Origin of the sequence: Sphingomonas folli (assembly GCF_019429525.1) — a bacterium.
GTDB lineage: Bacteria > Pseudomonadota > Alphaproteobacteria > Sphingomonadales > Sphingomonadaceae > Sphingomonas > Sphingomonas folii.
The window spans coordinates 1-20,399 of sequence record NZ_JAHXZL010000015.1 but is presented as its reverse complement, the minus strand read 5'-3'; the positions used below and the strand labels follow the sequence as shown (position 1 = coordinate 20,399).

The 20,399-nt window shown below is 64.6% G+C and carries 23 protein-coding genes; 14 read left to right on the top strand and 9 right to left on the bottom strand.

All coding sequences use genetic code 11. The features are described 5' to 3' along the window. Position 1: 1 nt before the first annotated feature. Complete coding sequence (locus KZ813_RS19185) at positions 2-694, top strand: hypothetical protein (protein ID WP_219756604.1); 693 nt, start codon at positions 2-4, stop codon at positions 692-694. Positions 695-700: 6 nt separating this feature from the next. Here KZ813_RS19185 and KZ813_RS19180 read toward each other — a convergent pair whose 3' ends face one another. Genes KZ813_RS19180 through dndB form a run of 5 tightly spaced genes read right to left on the bottom strand, consistent with a single transcriptional unit; the run spans position 701 to position 6,825 of the window. Next, positions 701-1,870 carry a cysteine desulfurase family protein gene (locus KZ813_RS19180; RefSeq protein WP_219756603.1) on the bottom strand — a complete coding sequence of 390 codons (1,170 nt, stop codon included), beginning with the start codon at positions 1,868-1,870 and terminating at the stop codon, positions 701-703. Continuing rightward, positions 1,867-2,238 (bottom strand): DNA sulfur modification protein DndE, encoded by a 372-nt coding sequence (gene dndE, locus KZ813_RS19175; RefSeq protein ID WP_219756602.1) that lies wholly within the window; start codon positions 2,236-2,238, stop codon positions 1,867-1,869. The genes KZ813_RS19180 and dndE overlap by 4 nt, the downstream gene beginning before the upstream one ends. Continuing rightward, positions 2,219-4,228 carry a DNA sulfur modification protein DndD gene (gene dndD, locus KZ813_RS19170; protein WP_219756601.1) on the bottom strand — a complete coding sequence of 670 codons (2,010 nt, stop codon included), beginning with the start codon at positions 4,226-4,228 and terminating at the stop codon, positions 2,219-2,221. The genes dndE and dndD overlap by 20 nt, the downstream gene beginning before the upstream one ends. Continuing rightward, positions 4,225-5,724 (bottom strand): DNA phosphorothioation system sulfurtransferase DndC, encoded by a 1,500-nt coding sequence (gene dndC / locus KZ813_RS19165; protein WP_219756600.1) that lies wholly within the window; start codon positions 5,722-5,724, stop codon positions 4,225-4,227. Before dndC ends, dndD begins: the two co-directional genes overlap by 4 nt. A 24-nt stretch (positions 5,725-5,748) precedes the next feature. Continuing rightward, positions 5,749-6,825: a DNA sulfur modification protein DndB gene (dndB, locus tag KZ813_RS19160; protein WP_219756599.1), complete on the bottom strand. Its 1,077-nt coding sequence runs from the start codon at positions 6,823-6,825 to the stop codon at positions 5,749-5,751. Between the two features lie 255 nt (positions 6,826-7,080). Between dndB and KZ813_RS19155 the strand changes: the two genes are divergently transcribed. Continuing rightward, entirely contained in the window at positions 7,081-7,674 is a 594-nt protein-coding gene (locus KZ813_RS19155) for a TetR/AcrR family transcriptional regulator (protein WP_219756598.1), read from the top strand. Between the two features lie 748 nt (positions 7,675-8,422). Here KZ813_RS19155 and KZ813_RS19150 read toward each other — a convergent pair. After that, entirely contained in the window at positions 8,423-9,316 is an 894-nt protein-coding gene (locus tag KZ813_RS19150) for a LysR family transcriptional regulator (protein WP_219756597.1), read from the bottom strand. A gap of 92 nt (positions 9,317-9,408) precedes the next feature. On the opposite strand from KZ813_RS19150, the gene KZ813_RS19145 reads away from it, so the two are divergent. The 3 genes from KZ813_RS19145 (at position 9,409) to KZ813_RS19135 (ending at position 11,706) form a co-directional block, all read left to right on the top strand. Further along, positions 9,409-10,065 carry a glutathione S-transferase family protein gene (locus tag KZ813_RS19145; protein WP_219756596.1) on the top strand — a complete coding sequence of 219 codons (657 nt, stop codon included), beginning with the start codon at positions 9,409-9,411 and terminating at the stop codon, positions 10,063-10,065. A gap of 106 nt (positions 10,066-10,171) precedes the next feature. Then, on the top strand, positions 10,172-10,816 hold the full coding sequence (locus KZ813_RS19140; RefSeq protein WP_219756595.1) for a PEPxxWA-CTERM sorting domain-containing protein: 645 nt from the start codon (positions 10,172-10,174) through the stop codon (positions 10,814-10,816). 38 nt (positions 10,817-10,854) lie between these two features. Continuing rightward, the gene (locus tag KZ813_RS19135) at positions 10,855-11,706 is read left to right on the top strand and encodes an aspartyl protease family protein (protein WP_219756594.1); all 852 of its coding nucleotides are present in this window, start codon (positions 10,855-10,857) and stop codon (positions 11,704-11,706) included. An 82-nt stretch (positions 11,707-11,788) separates the two neighbouring features. On the opposite strand, the gene KZ813_RS19130 is transcribed toward KZ813_RS19135, so the two are convergent. Further along, the gene (locus tag KZ813_RS19130) at positions 11,789-12,406 is read right to left on the bottom strand and encodes a TetR/AcrR family transcriptional regulator (RefSeq protein ID WP_219756593.1); all 618 of its coding nucleotides are present in this window, start codon (positions 12,404-12,406) and stop codon (positions 11,789-11,791) included. A gap of 99 nt (positions 12,407-12,505) precedes the next feature. Between KZ813_RS19130 and KZ813_RS19125 the strand changes: the two genes are divergently transcribed. Together KZ813_RS19125 and KZ813_RS19120 are read left to right on the top strand one after the other, a co-directional pair. After that, on the top strand, positions 12,506-12,991 hold the full coding sequence (locus tag KZ813_RS19125) for a hypothetical protein (RefSeq protein ID WP_219756592.1): 486 nt from the start codon (positions 12,506-12,508) through the stop codon (positions 12,989-12,991). Positions 12,992-13,046: 55 nt separating this feature from the next. After that, positions 13,047-13,271: a hypothetical protein gene (locus tag KZ813_RS19120; RefSeq protein WP_219756591.1), complete on the top strand. Its 225-nt coding sequence runs from the start codon at positions 13,047-13,049 to the stop codon at positions 13,269-13,271. 44 nt (positions 13,272-13,315) lie between these two features. Here KZ813_RS19120 and KZ813_RS19115 read toward each other — a convergent pair whose 3' ends face one another. Together KZ813_RS19115 and KZ813_RS19110 are read right to left on the bottom strand one after the other, a co-directional pair. Beyond that, positions 13,316-13,699 carry a VOC family protein gene (locus tag KZ813_RS19115; RefSeq protein WP_219756590.1) on the bottom strand — a complete coding sequence of 128 codons (384 nt, stop codon included), beginning with the start codon at positions 13,697-13,699 and terminating at the stop codon, positions 13,316-13,318. 7 nt (positions 13,700-13,706) lie between these two features. Continuing rightward, positions 13,707-14,534, bottom strand: a complete 828-nt coding sequence (locus KZ813_RS19110) for a LytR/AlgR family response regulator transcription factor (protein ID WP_219756589.1) — start codon at positions 14,532-14,534, stop codon at positions 13,707-13,709. Between the two features lie 92 nt (positions 14,535-14,626). Between KZ813_RS19110 and KZ813_RS19105 the strand changes: the two genes are divergently transcribed. The 7 genes from KZ813_RS19105 to KZ813_RS19075 all read left to right on the top strand — a co-directional run bounded on the left by KZ813_RS19105 (position 14,627) and on the right by KZ813_RS19075 (position 20,086). Next, positions 14,627-15,730, top strand: a complete 1,104-nt coding sequence (locus KZ813_RS19105) for a sensor histidine kinase (RefSeq protein WP_219756588.1) — start codon at positions 14,627-14,629, stop codon at positions 15,728-15,730. 169 nt (positions 15,731-15,899) lie between these two features. Continuing rightward, positions 15,900-16,385 (top strand): hypothetical protein, encoded by a 486-nt coding sequence (locus KZ813_RS19100; RefSeq protein WP_219756587.1) that lies wholly within the window; start codon positions 15,900-15,902, stop codon positions 16,383-16,385. Continuing rightward, positions 16,382-16,807, top strand: coding sequence for a DUF3617 domain-containing protein (locus KZ813_RS19095; RefSeq protein WP_219756586.1), 426 nt, complete (start codon positions 16,382-16,384; stop codon positions 16,805-16,807). Before KZ813_RS19100 ends, KZ813_RS19095 begins: the two co-directional genes overlap by 4 nt. A gap of 223 nt (positions 16,808-17,030) precedes the next feature. Then, complete coding sequence (locus KZ813_RS20295) at positions 17,031-17,714, top strand: PEPxxWA-CTERM sorting domain-containing protein (protein WP_258046963.1); 684 nt, start codon at positions 17,031-17,033, stop codon at positions 17,712-17,714. 51 nt (positions 17,715-17,765) lie between these two features. Continuing rightward, positions 17,766-18,440 (top strand): hypothetical protein, encoded by a 675-nt coding sequence (locus KZ813_RS19085; RefSeq protein ID WP_219756585.1) that lies wholly within the window; start codon positions 17,766-17,768, stop codon positions 18,438-18,440. Between the two features lie 336 nt (positions 18,441-18,776). Then, positions 18,777-19,763: an amidohydrolase family protein gene (locus KZ813_RS19080; protein WP_219756584.1), complete on the top strand. Its 987-nt coding sequence runs from the start codon at positions 18,777-18,779 to the stop codon at positions 19,761-19,763. Continuing rightward, the gene (locus KZ813_RS19075; protein ID WP_219756583.1) at positions 19,763-20,086 is read left to right on the top strand and encodes an amidohydrolase family protein; all 324 of its coding nucleotides are present in this window, start codon (positions 19,763-19,765) and stop codon (positions 20,084-20,086) included. The genes KZ813_RS19080 and KZ813_RS19075 overlap by 1 nt, the downstream gene beginning before the upstream one ends. The last annotated feature ends 313 nt before the right edge of the window (positions 20,087-20,399 follow it).

The following is a 20,399-nucleotide window of genomic DNA, read 5'->3' as shown; positions in this document are numbered from 1 at the left end:
CATGTGGATCGACGACGCCGTTGGTGGGTCTTGGACAAGCCTATGGGCGGGGTATGTCGTCTGTGGCCATGACTGTCGCGGGATTCGGCACATCGAGACGCCGTGCCCGGCCTGCGGTGGACCTCCCTACGACCTAACGCCAGAGACTTCCTCCGACGGCGAGGTCGAGTTCACCGTGCCTCGTGCGTTCATGGGCGCTGAGGGGCGATACGAGGATTACGTCTATTTGGAGATGCTTCAGCGCGAGTGGGAGCGTCCCGCAGAGGAGTTCGGACGCCTCGTCCATTTCCCAGACGGCGGGCGGCCATCACCACGCGCTGCGCTGGTCCTGTTGTTCTGGACGTATTTCGAGACCCGTATCGAGCGGCTTCACCGCACGGCCATGCGGTCGCTGCCCAAGCGCGTCCTTGCGGACCAGCTCCGCCGGTATTCCGGCATCGGCAGCCGAGTCTTCGATCTCTACAGGATCAATTTCAACACAACCTACTTCGACGACCTCGCCGCGCATGGCTTCGAGCGGGTGTCTGAGATGATGAAAGACATCCACCACAAGCGCAACGACTTCGCCCACGGGAAACCCCAGGCGATCGACGATGCGACCGTCCAAAGGCTCGTGGAGCACCTTAAGGACGAGCATGAGGCATGGATCGCAGTGTTCAACGCGCGCGTGCGAAGCGGCTTGGGCGAAACCTGACCGTGATCAGGCCGCGAACCTCCTGAGCTCGCCGGCAACGTCGATGACAGCAGTCGCGAACGCGTCCAGGTCCTCGGCCGTCGTGCCGTGACCAGGCGACACCCGGAACGACTGCCGGGCACGTGGGGTGTCGCCGAACATCGCGATCAGCACGTCGCTTGTCTTGACCTTGTCGGTAGCGCAGGCGCTGGACGCCGAGAAGCTGGCGACCTCGTTGAGCCGGTGCATAAGCGCCAGCGGCTCGACGCCGTCGATCGACAGCGAGACGTTGCCTGGTATGCGCTCCGTCGGGTGGCCGTTGAGCTTGACGCCATCCACCGCCCTTGTGACGCGGGCGATGAGTGCGTCGCACATCGTCCGTAGCCGCACGCCTTCCCGCTCACCCTCGCGTCCGGCGATCTCCAGGGCGGCGCCGATGCCGACGATCAGCGGCGTCGCGAGCGTGCCTGAACGTAGACCGCGCTCCTGGCCGCCACCCCACACGGTCTGCTCCAGCCGGGCGCGGGGCGAGCGCGATCGCACGTAGAGTGCGCCCACGCCCTTCGGCCCATAAGCCTTGTGGCCCGACACGCTTGCCAGGTGGATGTGTTCGTCCTGCACGTTGACCCGACGGTGGGCGAGCAGCTGGGCGAGATCGGTGTGGAACAGGACGCCCAGCGCCTCGCAGGCGGCACCGATTTCGCCGAACGGCTGGATGGTGCCGACCTCGTTGTTGGCCGCCATGATCGACACGAGCGCCGTGTCGTCTCGCAGTGCAGCCGCGACCTCGCCGGCGTCGACGCGGCCGAACTCGTCGACGCCGATCACGGTGAGCTCAAAGCCCTCGCGCTCGAGCTGCCGCATCGGCTCCATGACGGCGGGATGCTCGACGGCGGAGGTGACCACGTGACGGCGGCCCGCCTGCGCGCGTGCGGCGCCCAGGATGGCGATGTTGCTGGCTTCGGTGCAGCTGCCCGTGAACACGATCTCGTTCTCGCGCGCGCCAAGATGCGCGGCCACCTGCGCGCGGGCCTTCGTGACCGCGGCCTGCGCGCGGTTGCCGTGGACGTGCTCGACGCTGGACGGGTTGCCGAACACCTCAGTGAAAAACGGCAGCATCGCTTCCAGAACGCGCCGGTCGACGGGGGTGGTCGCGTTGTGGTCGAGGTAGAGCGGCGCGTCCGCCGCAGTCGTCATGCAGCCGCCGCGAGCAGCGCAACGTCCGCCGGCGCCTTCGCCCTGACGGAGAGCGTGCCGACGCCGCGGTGGATATGCGCGCGAAGCCGGGCGAGCAGCTCGTCATCCGCCACGCGGCCCCCCGCCTGCTCCTCCTCTACCAGCCGCAGCATGGCGAAGATCAGCCGGTTGTGGTCGCCGGTGAGCGTGTAGGCGTTGAACTCGCTCCCGCCCTCGTCGGTGTCCGTGCCGGAACCGACCGGTCCCTCCTCGAGGGACAGCATAATTGCCATCCGGCACAGCAGGTTCGGCGTGAGGCCGGTCCGCTGGCGGAGCGACCGCAGCCGGCTCTCGGCATCGGCCGAGATTTTAAGTTTGGTGAAGCGCATGGGGTGCTTCCTCCTCGTCGTCGAAGTAGCCGGGACGGGCCGACGTCGACCTTTGGTCAGGGTTGTAGTCGAGCCGGTAGGTGTGGCTGACGGCCGGCATGAGCCGCTTCAGTAGCTTGTCGTCCACCTCCGTATCAGTGGAGAGAACGATTACCTGGTGGCTTGCCTCCGGGAAGTAACGCTCGACGAGCGTCGTACGGTGCTCGGAATCCAGTCGGGCGAGCGGCGTGTCGATGATCATCGGCAGCGCGCGGCCACTCGTGTGAGCGAGCGCCCACAGCATAGCGATCGCGTAGATCTGCTTCTCGCCGGCGGAAAGCGCGGATTTCGTAATCTCGTTGCCGTCGCGGTCGATCAGCGTGGTCTCGAACGTCGCCCGGTCGATCTGCGCGTCGGCCACGAAGCCGCCCTTGCGCGCGAGGTGATTGAAGCGTTGCACGAACTCGGACTGCAGCCTGCTCAGCTTGGCTTCCAGCAGTCGGTCCTCGTACTGCTGCAGGGCGACGCCGATGCGCCCCGCCAATGCGGCGCGGCCCTCCGCCGCGGCAGCTTCCGACTGCGCCTTGAGCAGGCGCTCGCGCTCGCGTCGGAGCGTCGTGCGGCGGAACAGGAGCGTCTTGAGCTCCTCCTCGCGCGCCTTCAGCTCGGCTTCGATCGCGCCGACCTGCTGCTCGGCGAGCACGAGCTCATCGAGCACCACGCCGGCGCCTTCGCCGGAGGCGCGGACGAGGTTCGCCTCGATGTCCTTTAGGCGGCCGTTGAGGCGGTGCAATTCGGACGAGATCAGCGCCGACCGGGCGACGGTAATCTCGCGGACCTCGCGCAGCTGATGCAGCAGCACCGCACGCTCGCCTGACTCCAAATCCGCCAGCGGTTCGTCCAACGACGCGGCCGGCGACAGCGCCTCGGCCGTGAGGAAGCTGTCCAGGTCGCGCCAGTGGCTTTCCTTCCACGCGGCGTTCCGCGGGGGATGCCCGCTCGCGCGCCACGACAGCAGGCGCTCACGCAGCGCTGCCGCCTCGGCCCCGCTGCCGCCGGTCGACTTCGACAAAACCTGCATTAGGCGTTCGCCCACCCGGGGCGCCATCGCGAACGGCAGCAGGCCGCCCGCGAGTTCGCGCAGCTCGGTCTCGCGGCGGCCCAGCTGATGCCGGGTCTCGTCGCGCGCCGCTTCGAGCGTGGCGCGCTGATTGGCCGCGTCGCCGCCTTCTGCCGTGAACCGTTGGCGCGCAGTCGCGGCTAGGCGCGCTTGGCCCGCGCGGCGGGAGATCAGCTCGGCGACGGTGTCCTGCATCGCCGTGATGCAGACTTCGAGCTTCTCGTCCTCGCGCACCACCTCCTCGAGCTTGGCTGCGGTAACCGCGTCGCCGCTTTTGGATCGCCGAGCCATGAACAGCCCCAGGTCGGTCCGGAGGCGGCCGACCAGCTCAATCCCAAGCAAGCCGCGGACCGCGTCCGCCAGGCCCTCGTCGATCTCGTCGTTGGCGATGTCGGCGATCTTCTCGCCGTCGAAGAAGAAGAGCTGCGAGACGCCGGGCGGGATAAGCTCTTGCAGGAAGTGGTGCCACTCCTCGCGCGGCACGGACTCGACCGGCTTGCCGTCCTTCTCGAGGACGAGCGTCTCCACGATACCGGCGCCCTTCGCAGTCCAGCGGCGCGTGACGCGGTAGCGCTGTATCCGGCCGCCCTCGGAATAGTCGAACTCCAGGCCAACCGATGCCGAGCCTGCGACCCGTCCGCCGGGTCCGATGTGCATGCGGCCGCGCAGGTGCCTCTCGTATTCCGCCTGTCCGACGCGGTGACCGAGCGCTAGGCGGCCGTACAGCGCGAGCCGGACCGCCTCGAGCAGCGTGGTCTTGCCGGCGCCGTTTCGCCCGCCGAACAGCACGACCGGCGTGTCGCGGCCTGCGCGCTTCCTTGGGACCAGATCGAGCACCTGCCGACCCGAATAGAGGCCAAAGTTCTCCATCTCGATGTTGCGGAGGATCATCGCGCGTCCTCCTCTGCGTCGAAGGGCAGTTCGGCATCGTCGTCGATCGCAGCTTCAGACACCGACGGCGCGCCGATGCCCAGCTTCTCGCGCCGCTCGGCGACTACAAGGTCGATCTCGCGCCAATCCAGTTTGAACGCCTCCTCGATGCGGGTGTGCACGGCGTGCCGGCGCTTGAGGCCGTGCGACGCGCGTTCGACGTCCAGCAGCTTCATCACGAGTTCAAGCGGAACGTCGTTGTCCGCGCAGATCGAGCCCAGCAGTTCGCCGTCCTCGGCGGTGAAGGCGACCGAGTCCTCGGCGACCCAGTCCGGCTCGACGAATCCGGCTTCCTTGCCCAGTGTCTCGCGTACGATGCGTGGGACGGAGTCCTGCCAATCCCCTCGCTCTGTGCGCCAGAGCCGCCGGATCTCGTGCAGCTCCGCCTCGTGGATCAGGATCGGCGCTTCGCCAGCAGGTGCCTCGTCGGCGACCTGGCGCTGGGTCTCGAGCAGACCCTTCAAGAGCTCGCGGCGGAACTCCATCGTGTAGGGCCCCGGCATCACACGGTCCGTGTCGCCGATGAAGGACACGTTGCCGGTCCGGCGCCTGTGGTCGCGGAACTCGAGCTTGCGCGCGGGATCCTGCGTGTCCGACAGCTTGTCGCGAAATTCGAGCAGAGGCGTCAGCCACTCCTCACCGGAATCGATCATTGCCTCCATCGCCTTGTCCCGCTCGACGACGGTGCACACCCAGCAGCCGAAGCGCGAATTTCCGCACGAGGGCGTCGAGGTGTCAACGACGAGCGGGCATTCGCCGGACGCGGCGTTACGGTACATCGCGACGAGGTCGCGGTTGTCGTTGCCCCATGGCGACTGGTTCTGGAGCAGGTAGGTCCAGACGTCGTCGGTCGAGAAGTCGGCAATCGGCGCGTAGACAAAGGCGTTCAGGAGAGACGAGTGCTTTGATAGGCGGGAGCCCTCGATGCTGTGCAGCGACATGACCTGGGCGCGGGTGGCGGACTCCTGGCGCCGCACGCCGAGCACCATAACGACTTCGCCGAACTCCGCCACGCGGCTCTTGATGAAGTCGTTGGCGGGCTCGATCTTGAGCCGCTCGGTGCACCACCGGAAGCGGCGCGACGGCGCGGGGTATCCTCGGCCGATCAGGTTCACCCAGAAACTCTTGTCGACCTCCGGCACCACCTTGTGCGTGACGATCGGCATCCCCTGCTCGACCGCGGCCTCCGCGATCCGCTTAAGAGACACGTCGATGTAGTTGGACACGACTGGCGTCTCGACCAGCGTGTCGGAGCTGATGACGTAGATCTTCTTGGTGCGCTTTTCCGGGGGGAGCGCGGAGATCGCGCTCCAGATGAGTTGCAGCGCGGTGGTGGAATCCTTGCCGCCGGAATAACCCACGACCCACGGACGGCTGTCCGCGAGGTATATCTCGCGAACGTCGTCGTGCATGCGCGTCAAACGCGCAACGCCCTCTTTTTCAACGATCTTCTTCATAACTAACCCGCCTCATCCGGAATCCTAGACGATCGTCCCGCCCCCGTCAGCTTGTTTGTGCGCTATCGAGCGGGAAATGAGTTCAGCCGTGAGCAGCACGCTCGTCCGCGACCGGTTGACCCGACCGTTCACCAGCGCGCGACCCTCCCAGAGGTCCGAGTTGGCGCGGGACCAGTCGATGTCCCGGAGCGCGGCAAGGCCGTCGCGCCAGTCGTCGGGCCGGTGCGCCAGCAGCCGCGCACCGGCGATGGCGATCGCCTCCAACGCGATGCCGTGCGCGTGGACTGTGTCCCTTCGAAGGTCGGACGGGGAAGCCTCGCGACGACCCACGGCAAGCCAGTCCGGCATGTTGTCGATGACCGTCTGCCAGAACTCGATCGCCGCGGCCGGCTCGTCGGCGGTCGCGCCCAGCGCCGCGTCCGCTACGAGCGTGGCCGTCGCCGTATGAAGGCTGCTGAACGCGAAGAGCTTGCGCGACCAAGCGGGCAGGTTGGAGCGCGTGAAATCGGTCAGGTCGCGCAGCAGCGGGATCGCCACCGTGACCGCCTTCGTCAGCTGTGCCGCGTCGTCGCGACCGTCATAGTAGAGACGGAGCGAGCGGGCCGGCTTAACGCCATGCTGGTTGAGGTCCACAAACATCTGCTGCGAGCGTTCGAGCCCTTCGTCGGGGAACAGCGTCACGGCGATCGTCTCGTCGCCAAGCGACGGACGCTCCCGCAACGCCTCGACGATGCCGGCGCGGCGGTGCTGGCCGTCGTTGATGAGGATCGTGGCGGCCATGTCGACGCAAAGCGTGCCAACCGAGCGCTGCCCGGGAAACGGTTCGAAGCGGAACGCCCCGCCGATGGATGCCGACAGCGCCGACAGCACGTATTCGTTGGGGTTCGCGTTGATGTACCGGGCGATGGAGGGGATGCGCGTCCGGTTTAGCTCGCGCTGGGCGCGCAGGCCGGGCGGCAGCTCCTCATCATCAAACTGGAACAGCCGCTGCAGCGTCTTCATCGGCACCATCGCGACGTAGTAGGCGCGGTTAGCTTGAACGCCGCGGATGGCTGCGAAGCTATACGAGTTATCCAATCTCTCCTCCTTTGTCGGGTTCATGACAGCGAAGTTCGATTAAGACCTAGAAAATCGAAACGTGGGTCGCGGCATCTTGAAAGGCTCTCTCCCGTTGGGGCGTCCATGCGGCGAGGTTCGCAACCGACGATTATGCCCCTTGGATAGCAGCCCTGCGCTCCGACACCGTGTTCATCTAACCAACGCTTTGACTTGTTCAGAAATGGCGTCCGTGCAAACACCTGTTCGCACAAACGCAAGGCTTTTGCAAACGCATGTTTGCAAACTGGGGGCGAACAAGTGAAACGCGTACAGGGGACATCTCGGTCGCAAGCGGCGAAGGACCGCATCGTTGCGGCGGCGCGATCCGTGTTTGCGGAAGTTGGCTACGAACGAGCTACCGTTAGACAAATCGCCGAGCGCGCTAGCGTCGTCCCGGCCATGCTAGTCCGATATTTTGGTGGAAAGGCAGGTGTATTTGCCGCAGCGATCCAGTTCGATCTTGTCCTTCCGTCATTTGAGGGAATGGATTACAAAGCTGCCAGTGAAATCCTGGTAACCCATGTTACAAGAGACTGGGACACGAGTGGGAGCGGCGGAGACCTTGTTGCGTTGCTGCGAGCCAGCCTCGATCATACGGAAGCAAAGGAGAGACTTGTCTCAATCTTTTACGAGCAGCTGAACGCTACTGTAAAAATCGTCACCGGTGTAAAAGGTGAAAGGGCAGCTGCGTTGATCGCCTCGCAATTGCTCGGCCTAGTATTTTGCCGCTACGTTCTTGAAATACCGGCGTTGCATGCGACGCCGCGCGACAAGATTATCAGTAGCGTCGGCGACGCCATCGAAAGCTATTTAGCGAAGAGCTCTTCAGACAACGAAAGGATCTGGAAGTAACCTTTGATCCAGTGACGACCGGCTTGGAATTCAATCAACGAGATTGATACGGACGCAACACTCCAACGGCAAACTCTTTGCCGATAAGCGTGAGATTCGGGATAAAGGACAGGCGATCGGACGTTAACCGGCGGTGCAGAGCGACAGCGACGCCGCCTCGCCGCGGTTCCTTGGAGTCCGTGATGACGGCGGGAACATTCTCGAGGTCGGCGCCATGGGCGAGGGAACCACCGACCAGCTGTTTCCTCGTTTTGCGCCTGGCCGCCGTCGAGCCGTCTGTCGCAGCGGGCGTGCGCCTGCCGTTCCTAGCCGGCGATCTCTTCGTCAACTTCGACGACGACCGTTCCGAAGCGGGTTCTCGAGTGCTGGCGGAGCTCGCGAGGTTGACGCAGGTCCTCTTCTTCACCCACCATCCCCATCTAGCGTCGATCGCGCGATCGGTGGTTGGGCCGACATCCACTCGGAATGTACTCTGGGTTGAGACCCGAGCCGCTAGGCTTCTTCCGGTGTTCAGGTCGAACCGGGCAGCCGCGCAGGCTCTTCGCTACACCAAGAATGGTCGATTTCAGCGCTACCGGTCGTTCTCAGCGAAGGGGGCAATCGATAGCTTTGTCCGACTTTTCGTCGATCCGCGTCCTCGGTACGTCACTTCCGGCGAGCGGATAAGTCTACATGAATGAACGACCGAAGCTGGGAAGCGAGCACGGCGGCCTGAACGTCCACTTGTGGGTCGTCGGTCAGTCAGTGCCTACTCGTCTGCCTGCGGCTGCTCGGCCAGTACATACGCCGCCACAAAATCCATCAGCGCCCGGACAGGGGCCGAGTGTCGGCGTCGCTCATGCGTGATGATCCACAGTTCGAACACGGGCAGCGGCAGCACGATTGGCGCGTGGACGAGGTCCGCTTCGCGGTCGACGACGAAGCGCGGCAATATGCCGAGGCCAAGGCCACCCCGCACGGCCGCTACAACCGCTGTCATCGTATTTGGACGCAGGACAACGGCTTCGTCGGGAAAGCACGCCACGAGCTGATCGAGCAGGGGGGTAGGGGCGCCGGGAGGATCGAAACGAATGAGCGGATGGTCTCTCAGGTCAGCGAGTGATTGCGGCAGACCTGCAGCATCCGCATAGGCTCTGCTCGCCGCTACGACGGAGCGGTCATAGGTTAGGCGTCGTCCAAATAACGAAGGATCTGTTGGAGCCAAGCCGCCCCGCAACGCCACGTCCGCTTCGCCACTTGCGAGGTCGACCCTGCGATCAGTAGCGACGAGCTCGAGCTTTACCGCTGGATAGAGCGCGCGAAAGCGACCGATCACGGGCGGCAGAACGTGCGCGAGGACAATCTCGGGCGCAGACAGTCGCACCGTGCCTGCGACGCTGCGCTGACGTTCCGCTGCAACGCGCGACAGGTGCTCAACATTCGCGGCGATCTGCGCAGCTATGGGGAGTAAGGCGGCGCCGTCCTCGGTGAGAGTGTAGCCGCTTGATCGCCGCTCGAACAAGGACAGACCAAGCGCGGCCTCCAGCGCGGCGATCCGACGGAATATGGTGCTCTGGCTGACCCGCGACGCTCGTGCCGCGGCCAACGTGCTGCCATGTTCCGCCACAGCGAGGAACCAGCGGATATCATCCCAATCGTCCACGCCTATTCACTGCCGCATAGCGCTCGGTCAGGAAAGGGGTTTGAGCCATTCCTGAGGGGCACGTATCTCCGCGGTAAGAAAGGGGCGCCACGATGAAGCTCTACTACGATCCGATCTCGACAACATCACGCCCGGTCACGTTCTTCGCGGCCGAAGCAGGTTTCGCGTTGCAGCTCGAGTTGGTTGACCTTCTGGCAGGCGAGACGCGTGCGCCGGCGTTCCTGGCGGTCAATCCGATGGGACACGTCCCAGTGCTGGTCGATGGTGACTTCGTGCTGACCGAGGCAGCTGCCATTCTCCGCTATCTCGCGAGAAGGCTGGCGCCGGACTATTTGGGCCGTGACGATCAAGAACAGGCTCGCGTCGATGAGGCGATGAGTTGGGCTAGCACGGACGTGAGGATCTGGCTCGATGTGTTCTCGGTCTACCCCGCAGCGCTTGGCGTGCCCGCAGGCCTGTCGGCCGCGAGTGTAGCCGAGATGCAGCAGGTTGCGGCGCCGGCCGTTCGCCAGATCATGTCGGTCCTCGACGAACGCCTGCGCGACGGCTTCATAGCGGGTTGTTCAATCACGATCGCCGACTTCCTCGCCTTCTCGTACATCACGTTGTCAGAACTGATCGTGTTCGACTTCGACGAATGTCCGAACGTCGTCGCGTGGCTGCGGCGCATGAAGGCCATGCCTGGCTATGGCTCAACCTACGCTGCATTCCTTGGGCTTGTGAGCGCCAAAGCTTCTCAAGGAAGCTAGGCGCAGCTGCATCAGTCCCGCTGCAGCCCGGCAGCGGATCAACCGAAAATAAAAGGCGCTCGTCCGGGTGTGATGACGCGCGTCTGGCAAACAGAGGGAGTGCATCATGCTTCGGATTACCCCATTACTCATCGCCAGCGTTTTGGCAGCGGCCGCAACGCCAGCCAGTGCGGCAACCATCTTCTCGCAGGATTTCTCCAGCGGCCTTGGCGCAAAGGAGAGCGTCGTCTCCAACGTCGCCGGCAGCTGGGGAGTTCACAACGGCTTCCTCGGGCACAGCGCAGAGTACTCGCCGAACGAGCGCAGCCTTTACATCGCTGATCTCGGGCTGAACGCATACGAGAACATCGACTTCACCTTCGACCTCACCGAGTACACGGAGCGCTCCTACGATTACGTGACCTGGTTTACCGGCCATTATGATGCGGCGGGTGCCCTAGTTTTCAATACCTTCGGGCAGATCACGCAAGGTTACGGCACGGGGAGCGGATCCTACAAATTCAACCTTGCGGCGCTGGAACGCGATCAGCTGTTCGGCTTCCGTTTTACCTCGGATCACGCGATCCAGTATGCCGGCGTTCAGATCGACAACCTGCAGATCAACGGCATCCGCTCCGGGCCGCCGATCGACCTGCCAAGCACTCCAGCTGTGCCCGAGCCTGCCACCTGGGCGATGATGATCGTCGGTTTCGCGCTGGTCGGCGGCGTGGTGCGTCGGCGCAGCGGCTCGGCCGACTGCGTCACAGCCTGATGAGCGCGCGACGCTGGGGCCGATTAGCCCCTGTGATCATGGCTGCGGCGCTTCTCGCCGCAGCCAGCGCCATCACGGCAGCCCCGCTCACTCTGGCATCGAGCGGGCACCTCGTCGCGCCGGTATCGATCAACGGACAGAAGGCTGCGGCCTTCATCGTCGACACCGGGGCGGAGGGGACCGCGGTCTATCGTGGATTCGCTCACAAGAGTGCTCTGCCCAATGCAGGGGAGGAGCGACTCGTGGGCCAGACGGGCTCCACCACGCTGCCGCTCCGCACCGTCCGCACGTTGGCGATCGATGCTGTTCGGCATGGCCCGCTAACCGTCGTCGAGCTCGCGGACCAGCCGGACCGACCGGATGTGGCGGGCATCGTCGGTCTGGACGTGATGCGAGGCTATCTCGTCGAGTTCGACTTCGCACGCGGACGTGCGCTGTTCCATGATCGCGCAGCGGCAGGTCGGCTCAGGCGATCCCTGGGCAGACCCGTGCGAGCGGCAAAGGTCACGGGAGGGCTGCTTGCCATCCCCGTCGTCCTCGACGGTGTCGCGGGCCAAGCCATCATCGACACTGGGGCCCGCGAGAGCCGCGCCAACGAGGCTTTTGCGAAACAGGCCAGGCTGACGGCGATCGCTGCTCCGCTGCGATCGATCAGAGGTGCGAACGATAAGGCGACAACGCTTCGTACAGCTAGCGTCGCCTCGATGCGGCTGCCCGGTCATGATTTGGGCGCGACGACGATCAAGGTTGCGGATCTCAGCGTCTTCCAGACGTTCGGCTGGAGTGATCGTCCAGCCATGCTGCTCGGCCTCGATCACATCCGCCGCTTTCGCTTGATCGTCAACGCTCAAACGGGGGACGTCTGGTTCATCGAGCCTTCGCATGCGTGACGTAGGGCGACCTCCCGCCAATCGGTCAGCACCAAGCGCCGCCGGTCCGGCCGTGGCTGCCTATGGCCGTCCGCTCCGTCCTTCATTGATCCAGCGGCTTACCGTCTCGCGCTCGAAGATCAGCCAGCAATACGCGGATGGCCCAGCCGGTCACGCGCGCGATCTGCTCACCGTCCAGGTCCCAGTGATCCCGCATCTCGAGCCACGGCGTCGTATGCAACACCTGCAGCATCGCGGTCGCGAGAGTGCGGTCGGGCTCCGGGAGCTTCCGCACCGCGTCAGCCGTCGCGGCGCGGTAGCTCTGCTGGCGATCTGCCTTCTGCGCCATGCGCATGGCGCGACCCTGCGGCGTCGAGCGGACGAGCGTGGCGATCGGCGCGATGCGGTCCAGGCCTAGGTAGATGGAGCGCGTGTCGCGAAGATCCTCCTCGTTGTCAGGAAAGATCACGCGACTGCCAGCGAGCTCCCGGACGCGCGTGCTGGCCGCGGCGAGCAGCTGCTCGCGATCGGCGTAATAGCGGTACACCGTGCGGCGACTGATACCTGTCACCTCGGCGACGACATCGTGATTCAGGTCCGTCCGACCGTCGGCCATCAGCTGAATGACCGCGTCAGCGATGCGGTTGCGAGCCACCTCCTTCTTGCGATTGCGCGGCGATGGGATGGCGGAGGAGGGTACGTCGACGGCGTGGTCAGGCATGTGGGCGATCTAATTATCGGCACAGGCTGTGTCAAATTCATGTTGACACAATCTGTGCCACTAAGCTAATCCGCTCAGGACAAAGAGGGGGATCTCACCATGCTGTTCCATGTTTCCATCGCTGCGCACGATCCGCGTCACGTTGCCGAGGTGCTTGCTGAGCTATGGGCAGGCGACGCGCTGTTTTTTCCGCCGGTCTCCGACAATGGCTGGATCGTTCTCGCCAGGGATGAGCACCGCAGCGCGCTCGAGGTCTATCCCATCGACACGGTTCTGCGGGAAGCCGAAGGTGATGCCGACGCGGTAGGGGAAGCGACCGGACGTGAGCCGTTCACGGCGACGCATGCGGCGATCGGCACGTCGCTCAGCCAGCAGGAGGTGATGTCGATCGCGGCGCGCGAGGGATGGCCGGCGAAATATCGCAAGCGTGGCGGCATGTTCGGCGTCGTCGAGATCTGGATCGAGGGACGCCAGATGATCGAGGTGCTCACGCCAGAGATGCAGGACGAGTACAAGGCGACGATGTCGGCCGACAACTGGCGTGCCATGTTGCGCTCCTTCGGCGCTGCGGCATCGCTCGCCTGAGAGGCGCCACGCGGCGTTGGCGGAAGGCTCGAGGCGGACCAAAGGGGAATCTGTCATGATCGAGATGATGCAGGGTCTGTCGCAGCGAGCGCTGCGACGGGCATCCAATCAGTCACGTCCCGCTGCCACGCGGATGCGGCATGTCGCGCCGACGCGAGGCAGGTCCTTGCGTGAGGGGTCGGCAGCCTTCCTCGTCACAGTCACGATCCTGGCGCTGGCGCAGCAACCAGCGGTGCTTGGGCCCTGGCTCGACGCCGCCGCGCGGAGCGCGCTGGCGTGATGTGCGCCCTCTCTCGCCGGAAGGGCTGCCAGCGGACCACCCGGCTAGCCGCGATGAACGGCCGACATCTTGTTGCCACTCGGGTCGCGCACATAGGCGGCGTAGACGCCCGGTCCGTAGCGCGCGCGCTCGCCCGGCGCGCCGGCGCAGGTGCCGCCGGCTGCCAACGCCGCCGCGTGGAACAAATCGACCTGCTCGCGTGAGGGACTGATGAAGCCGATCATCAGACCATTGCCGGCGCTCGGCTTCGCGCCGTCGAAGGGCGCACCGACGAACAGCACGATGCCGCCCCCCGTGCCCCCCTGCGAGTAGCAGGACCAACCAGCGACGTCCGCGTGGCGCGCCCAGCCAATCGCCCCCAGCGCAGCGTCGTAGAAGGCGACCGACGCGGCCTGATCGCGCGCGCCCACGGTCATGTAGTGGTCCATCGTCACCTCAACGAGCCGTCAACTTCAGTGCTTCCGCGACCTCGTCCATGTACAGCGGCCCGACCTGCACCGAGCTGTCATCAGCCAGCCGCAGCCGGAGAATGCCACGGCCCGGCCGCTCGACTGCCGTCACCGTGGCGAGCCGTACGATGTACGAACGATGCACCCGCAGCAGGACCCTTGGATCGAGGCGCTGCTCGAGCTCGCTCATTTTGGCGCGAAGGATATGCGCCTTGAGGTCGGTGTGGAGCAGCACATAGTCTTTCGCGGCCTCGATCAGGTTGATCGTCTCAATCGGCAGCAGCACGCTGCCCTGCTTCACCGGGACCCACAGTGCATTGTCGTAGCTGCCGACCGGTATAGCGGCTGACGTCACCTGGGTTACGTCGCCGGCGTCCACGGCGCGGGCGCGGCGCCGACGCAGTGCGCGTGCCACGCTCATGCGCAGTCGCTCAGCGCCTACGGGTTTGAGCAGGTAGTCGGCCGCTTCAATGTCGAAGGCCTGAGCCGCATATTGATCGAACGCGGTGACGAACACGATCTCGGGTGAGGTGGCCTGCTCCATCAGCTGCTCGGCCAGGGCGATGCCGCTCATGCCAGGCATATTGATGTCGAGGAAGACGAGGTCTGGACGCAGCTGCTCGATTAGCGACAATCCCTCCGACGCTCCGGTCGCGGTGGCAACCACCGTGACCTCGGGGATCGCCGCCAGTCCGGTCGCGAGGCGCTCGATCGCCAATGCCTCGTCGTCGATCAGGATTGCCCGCATGACACTCACCTCGGTACCGCTGCATACCAGCGCCGGCGTCAACTTAGCACCCTTGGCCACGCGCACGAGCGGCCCCGTCGCACCCTTGTCCACTTTGGTCGCAGGCTGAGCCCGCGACGGGATTGCTGCTTGGGTAAGCGCCGGGCAGGATCGCGCCTATGGGAATGCTGCGCCGCGACATCTGGACCACGCCGGAGGGGCGCCAGGTCGTCTGGATGACGCTGACGAGTTGGCTCCTCGTGCTCGGCGTTTACCAGCTCACCGAGACGCTCAGCGGTCGCCTCGGCTGGCTGTACGACATACCGATGGACGTGCCGGCGGTCGTACTGGTCGCTTTACTCGTTCTTCCTGCCTACCCGCTCGTGCTGGCACTCCACGAGGCGACGCCGTGGCAAAAATGGCTCATTTTCTTCGTCGTCGCGCTCGTGATCGCGTCCCTGCAGAGCATGGTCAATCTGGCCGAGAACCGTCTGCTCGGCGTCATCCCGCGCTTCGACGCCGCTCATGCCGACATCATTCGCGAGCGTTTCGCGCGCGTGATGCAGGGGCATTTCTACAAGACCTTCGCGAACATCACCCTTATCGCCTTCACGGTGCAGGTACGTGACCGCGCTGCCGACCGCATGGCATTGCTCGAGGTCAGCGCACGTGCGGACCGAGCGCGACTGGCGGCGCTCAGACTGCAGCTCAATCCTCATTTCCTCTTCAACACGCTCAATGCCATCTCCTCGCTCGTCGGTGCGGGACGCGCGCGCGAGGCGGACGAGATGATCGAGCGCTTGTCGGATTTCCTGCGCCAGACGCTGGAGGAGGATGTCGATGCGATCGTTCCGCTCGGTCAGGAACTCGCCGCACTCGACAGCTATGTCGCAATCGAGCGGATCCGGTTCGGCGAGCGGCTCAACATCGAGCTCAACGTCGATCGTCTCCTTCGCGCGCGTATCCTGATGCCGAGCCTAATCCTGCAGCCGCTCGTCGAGAACGCGATCAAATACGCCGTCGCGCCGGCGCGGCAGCCGGTCACGATCGCCTTGTCGGCGTGGGAAGAGGACGGTTTAGCGGTGATCGAGGTTCGGGACGGCGGCGCCGGTGTTGCCGTCGATTGCGGCAGCATCACGAGCACCGGACTGGGCCTCGCCAACGTGCGGCAGCGTCTCGAAACGCTGTACGGTGATGCTGCGGCGTTGGAAGCGGGGCCGGACGCGAATGGTGGCTGGCGCGTGCGCCTGCGCTTCCCACCGGCTATTACCAGCCTTTCATAGCGAAGCCGTCTTGGTCGCAGCGGGATCGGTTTCCGTCGCGCCGTCGCTGCGCACGTAAAACGTCGAGCGCATTGCGCCGCGGAGGGGAGCCGCTCCGAGTTTCGGTTCGGGCTCCTAACGTGGCGCGCTCCTCGATCTGGGCTCGCCCAGCTCGAGAAGGGACACCGCCATGAAGAAGATACCGTCGCTGGTCGGCGCAACGATCATCGCCGCGCTGACGCTCGCTCAACCGGCTGTCTCATGGGCCTCGACCCAAGAGGCAGACAGCAAGCAGGCGCTCGCCTCGGGTAGCGAGCTCAACGTCGACGAGCAGCCGCTTACCTGCGAGATGATCTCTGCTGAGCTCGGCGTTCTCCAGGAGGCGGCCACCGCGCGCGCGGTCAAGGCGCAGCGAGCGGCGAAAACGAAGCGAGGCTTGTTCGGCTTTGCCAAGACGATGGCGTCGGTCATGGTTCCTGGCGTGGCAATGGTGGCGGGCGGCGGCTCGGCACTCGGATCGCTTGCTGCGCAGGGAGTGGGGCAATCGGCTGCCGAGGCGTTGGCGCGATCGAATGTGTCCGTGGCTGCACCGGCCGCGCCTCAATACAGCGCGGCAGAGCAGGAGCGACTTGGGCGTCTGGCGACGCTCGCGTCTGAGCGGCAGTGCGGAGCATGAGGCTCGCGCTCGCCATCGTCGGCTTCTGCGCCAGGTTGAGTGGAAGCCTCGCTTGCGGGGCGGTCAGTGCCGCAAGCCCGTCGGGCGCGCCGACCCCCGGCACCTACCGCGTCACCTCCACGGTCAAAGGTGCGCCGCTAAAGGTCAGTAGCGAATGTATGAGCGCCGACGACATCGCCCAATTGTTCGCGCTCCGGCCGATGCCGGGAGACTGTGTCATAACGCGCGATCAGATCGGCGGAGGGCGAATCGAACTCGCGCACTCCTGCCGCATTGGCGCGCAGGTCCGCTCGGCATCAATCAGCGCAAGTTACTCGCTCACCGCGTTCGATGCGACAACGTCCTCGCGCCTGCCCGAGCTACCGGTACCGCTGGAGATCCGGCTGAAAGGGCAGCGTACCGGCGACTGTGAGGCAGACTGAGGCTGGGTAACTAGCGGGGCGCGGAGCCGTGGACACCGATGTCGGCTTCGTCGCTGCGGCGTCTTGTTTCGTCGCGACACGGATGAGCGTTGCATCCTTGCGGTATAGTAAACGAGGCGGCGGCGACCGGCGAAACGCTCAGCCGCCGACATTCCAATGACCATCCAAGAAGCTCGCGGCTGACTCTCGCCGCATCGCTGCTGCTATAAGAAAGGGAGATACAATGAACAAGATGATCATGCCTCTGCTGACGGCTGCCTTCGCTGTGCTCACCTCCATGCCGGCCGAGGCGGCGGTGCAGATGCTGGATTTTACGCAGGGCAACTACTGCAACGGTGGGGAACTGTGCACCAATAACGCCGCCATCGACCAAGGGCACGGGAGTACGGCGCAGGTTTCGGTCAATTTCGGCAGCACCTACGATAATTATCCCAGCGGCCCGCTTTATTACTACGAGCGCGGTTACGGCGATCTCGTCGGTGTGGCGTACAGCAACAAGGGCTCGACCGATTTCCGTACCCGCGCCCGCATCACGTTGAGCGCCGCTGCTGGCTATGAGATCACGCTCAAGTCATTCGATCTCGGCTGCTTTGTCAATCTGGCGAACTGCCAGACGGCGACCTACAACGTCAACCCCGGCGCAGGCGGGTACCAGACCGGTTCGCTCGGCACCGGTTACCCCACCCACCAGAACGTCACGTTCAACGCCGGTTATGGCAATGTCGTCGATCTCTGGTTCGGCGCAGGGGAGAATGTCGGCATCGACAACATCAAGTGGTATGTGCGCGCGATCGGCGCCGGCGCGGTGCCCGAGCCGGCGACCTGGGCGATGATGATCCTGGGCTTCGGCCTCGTCGGTACGTCGCTCCGTCGACGTGCGCCCGCGCTTCGGCGGCAGCTGGTCTGATCAAGGGCGAGCCCTGCGTGAGGGGCTCGCCCGTTCCACAAGGTTGAACTCATGAAGATAAGGGAGGAGGGCGCCGTGTCGTGGCGCTGTGTTCTGCTCGGCGCACCTGTGCTGTGGTGCGGCGGCCCGCCCGCCGCCACTCCGCGGCTCTACCACATCGGCGGCATAATGGTGCGACGACGGAAGGGATATGGCGATCGCGATCAGCTGTGCAAACGACTGCGGCTTGCGTTCGAGCTCGCCATCGCCGACCACGAACCCTCGCTACCGACCGCGATGTTGCGGATCGTCATTGATGAGGCGGCGACCAGCTCCCCTTCGCCAGCACCAGCCCCACGGCTGCCTTTGATCGGCTCGCTGTTCCCGACGACCAAGCGGATCCGCGCCGAGGTTGAACTCGTCGATCCATTCTCGGGCACTACGCTCGACCTCTTCATGATCGATGCCGCTAATTCGAGACGAATGTCCATCATCGGCAAGGATTGCGCCCCCCGCTCGTTACAAAGAAATTTAGCGCCTGCTTCGAAGTCGTGCACGCGGCATTTGTCACACCTCACACAAGAGTGGCTGATCGAACGTTTCGTGACGCTCACCTTCGGCAGGCTCTACGGCGCCACGGCCCGAAGTCACGATGATCCTCGCCCGCCGAGCAACGCGCCGAGCTGCTCTGCCGAGCCATCAAGATCCGCTACCGTCACGATCGGTCGGGTCGGGCGCCTGATGTGATGAACAGAGCACTGTTGGTCTTCGTCTTGGCGCTGGCGTTGCTGTTCCCCGGCTTCTCCGCGACCCGAAGGATCTCGTAGGCTCTGCGTATGGGCGACGGAGCCGGCATGGCTCGCCCTCGAACCTGTGCGGCATCTCCACCGCGCCAGAGTCCACTTTCGTCGCGAACATCGTGCGAGGTTGGGCATCTACGCTAGGTGTGTTGCATGGGTAAGCCACCCGTGCCACTTATCTAGGTCGTTTGGAACTGAGCGCCGGACGCGGAGCCGCTCGGCCTTGGCTCACAACGCAGTGATGATCGGGAACCGCTGACGAGCAAAGAGGGGAGAGGTCTTAATGAAACTCACACGTAAGATCCTGCTGCACCTGCTGCTCGCCACGGTGGCGACCGAAGGTTTGGCGCAGCGACCGGCCGGTCCGGTCACGCTCATTCATGCCGGCCATTTCTGGGATGCGGAGAGCGGGAAAATGCTTCCGGGCCGCGACATCCTAATCCGTGGCGACCGCATCGCGGAGGTCGCTCCTAGCATCGCGCTTCCGGCGGGTGCGAGTGAGATCGACGCGCGCGGCTGCAGTGTGCTGCCAGGTCTCATCGACGCGCACACCCACATTCTGGCAGAACAGAAATTCGGTGAGCCGCTGAGTCAATCCATTGACCGTGACAACACGCATGGTGGCGCTGTCGGGCGGACCCTCACCGGCATACCCCGGTCACGGCAATATCTCGATGCCGGCGTAACGACGATCCGTGACCTTAGTAACTCCGGCCAATTTCTCGATCTCGTGTTAGGGCAGGCGATCGCCAACGGCACGGTGAGCGGCCCGCGCATCTTCGGTTCCGGTCCCGGTCTCGCTCCGGCCGGCGGACAGTTCGAGCCTTTGCCGATGGACCCACATGGGCTCGTCTCGGGCGAGTATCGGGTCATCAATGGCGCCGACGATGCGCGCGCTGCCGTTCGCGACGCGATTGCCCGCGGCGCTGATGTCATCAAGATGTACCCTGAAGCGTCACCTCAGCGTACCAGGCTGACCGTCGCTGAAATGCAGGCGATCGTCAGCGAAGCCGGGCGGCACAACATTCCGGTTGCGGCACATGCAACCTTCGATGCCGCGATCCGCGAGGCAGTCGAGGCAGGCGTGTCGTCGATCGAACATGGCTACGAGATATCCGATGCGACATTGAAGCTGATGGCCGCCAAGGGCGTGTGGATCGTCCCAACCGATCCTTCGATCGAGATGGTGACAGAGTTCTCGATGTCGTGGAAGCGACAGCCTCCGCCCGGTGAGATTGAGCAGCAGTTGAAGATGTTCCAAGACCGCTGATGCGCGCCCACAAGGCAGGCGTACGGATCGCGCTCGGCTCGGATCTCTATTTCCCGTACGCGCCTGGTCGAGGGGCCGGCACGCGCGGAACGCTCGAGGGTTATGTCGACGCGGGGCTGACGCCAGCGCAGGCACTACGCACCGCGACATGGGAAGCAGGCCGGCTGTTGCGCGACGATGGACTCGGCGTCCTTCGGCCCGGCGCACACGCCGACCTGCTCGCTGTCGCTGGCGATCCGTCGCAGGACATCAGGGCGTTGCGAGGCATTCGGTTCGTGATGAAGGACGGAGCTGCCGTTGTGCCGTTCGCAGGATGTCGCTGACATCACGCTTGAGAAATACAGTCACTTAATCCCACCTAGTCGACCATGGCGACCGATTGCAGCGCCAGCTGCGGCCTCTCAACAGAGCGCAGAGAGCGAAAGGTGCTTGGTGATCGACCGTTCAGAGAGGCCGCCTCTCAGTGGCTTCGTCTCGCCACGTCAACGGCAGCTTGAAGGTGAATGAATGTCCGTGTGTGGACGCCCCACCGGATACAAGGGGGTGTTCGGGAGATTTGATCGCGCGGGTTCAGGTGCTTCCGTGTGTCCGGCCTGTGATGCAGCCATCATCACGGCTGCTGGCCTGTATGGAGAT

What these genes read in the sequence shown, in the direction of transcription:
- KZ813_RS19105 (WP_219756588.1), top strand. Translation starts at nt 14,627, where the DNA reads ATGGGAATGCTGCGCCGCGACATCTGGACCACGCCGGAGGGGCGCCAG.
- KZ813_RS19135 (WP_219756594.1), top strand. Translation starts at nt 10,855, where the DNA reads ATGGCTGCGGCGCTTCTCGCCGCAGCCAGCGCCATCACGGCAGCCCCG.
- KZ813_RS19120 (WP_219756591.1), top strand. Translation starts at nt 13,047, where the DNA reads ATGATCGAGATGATGCAGGGTCTGTCGCAGCGAGCGCTGCGACGGGCA.
- KZ813_RS19130 (WP_219756593.1), bottom strand. Translation starts at nt 12,406, where the DNA reads ATGCCTGACCACGCCGTCGACGTACCCTCCTCCGCCATCCCATCGCCG.
- KZ813_RS19185 (WP_219756604.1), top strand. Translation starts at nt 2, where the DNA reads ATGTGGATCGACGACGCCGTTGGTGGGTCTTGGACAAGCCTATGGGCG.
- KZ813_RS20295 (WP_258046963.1), top strand. Translation starts at nt 17,031, where the DNA reads ATGAACAAGATGATCATGCCTCTGCTGACGGCTGCCTTCGCTGTGCTC.
- KZ813_RS19140 (WP_219756595.1), top strand. Translation starts at nt 10,172, where the DNA reads ATGCTTCGGATTACCCCATTACTCATCGCCAGCGTTTTGGCAGCGGCC.
- KZ813_RS19125 (WP_219756592.1), top strand. Translation starts at nt 12,506, where the DNA reads ATGCTGTTCCATGTTTCCATCGCTGCGCACGATCCGCGTCACGTTGCC.
- KZ813_RS19180 (WP_219756603.1), bottom strand. Translation starts at nt 1,870, where the DNA reads ATGACGACTGCGGCGGACGCGCCGCTCTACCTCGACCACAACGCGACC.
- KZ813_RS19095 (WP_219756586.1), top strand. Translation starts at nt 16,382, where the DNA reads ATGAGGCTCGCGCTCGCCATCGTCGGCTTCTGCGCCAGGTTGAGTGGA.
- KZ813_RS19115 (WP_219756590.1), bottom strand. Translation starts at nt 13,699, where the DNA reads ATGGACCACTACATGACCGTGGGCGCGCGCGATCAGGCCGCGTCGGTC.
- KZ813_RS19075 (WP_219756583.1), top strand. Translation starts at nt 19,763, where the DNA reads ATGCGCGCCCACAAGGCAGGCGTACGGATCGCGCTCGGCTCGGATCTC.
- dndD (WP_219756601.1), bottom strand. Translation starts at nt 4,228, where the DNA reads ATGATCCTCCGCAACATCGAGATGGAGAACTTTGGCCTCTATTCGGGT.
- KZ813_RS19080 (WP_219756584.1), top strand. Translation starts at nt 18,777, where the DNA reads ATGAAACTCACACGTAAGATCCTGCTGCACCTGCTGCTCGCCACGGTG.
- KZ813_RS19085 (WP_219756585.1), top strand. Translation starts at nt 17,766, where the DNA reads ATGAAGATAAGGGAGGAGGGCGCCGTGTCGTGGCGCTGTGTTCTGCTC.
- dndB (WP_219756599.1), bottom strand. Translation starts at nt 6,825, where the DNA reads ATGAACCCGACAAAGGAGGAGAGATTGGATAACTCGTATAGCTTCGCA.
- KZ813_RS19145 (WP_219756596.1), top strand. Translation starts at nt 9,409, where the DNA reads ATGAAGCTCTACTACGATCCGATCTCGACAACATCACGCCCGGTCACG.
- KZ813_RS19100 (WP_219756587.1), top strand. Translation starts at nt 15,900, where the DNA reads ATGAAGAAGATACCGTCGCTGGTCGGCGCAACGATCATCGCCGCGCTG.
- dndC (WP_219756600.1), bottom strand. Translation starts at nt 5,724, where the DNA reads ATGAAGAAGATCGTTGAAAAAGAGGGCGTTGCGCGTTTGACGCGCATG.
- dndE (WP_219756602.1), bottom strand. Translation starts at nt 2,238, where the DNA reads ATGCGCTTCACCAAACTTAAAATCTCGGCCGATGCCGAGAGCCGGCTG.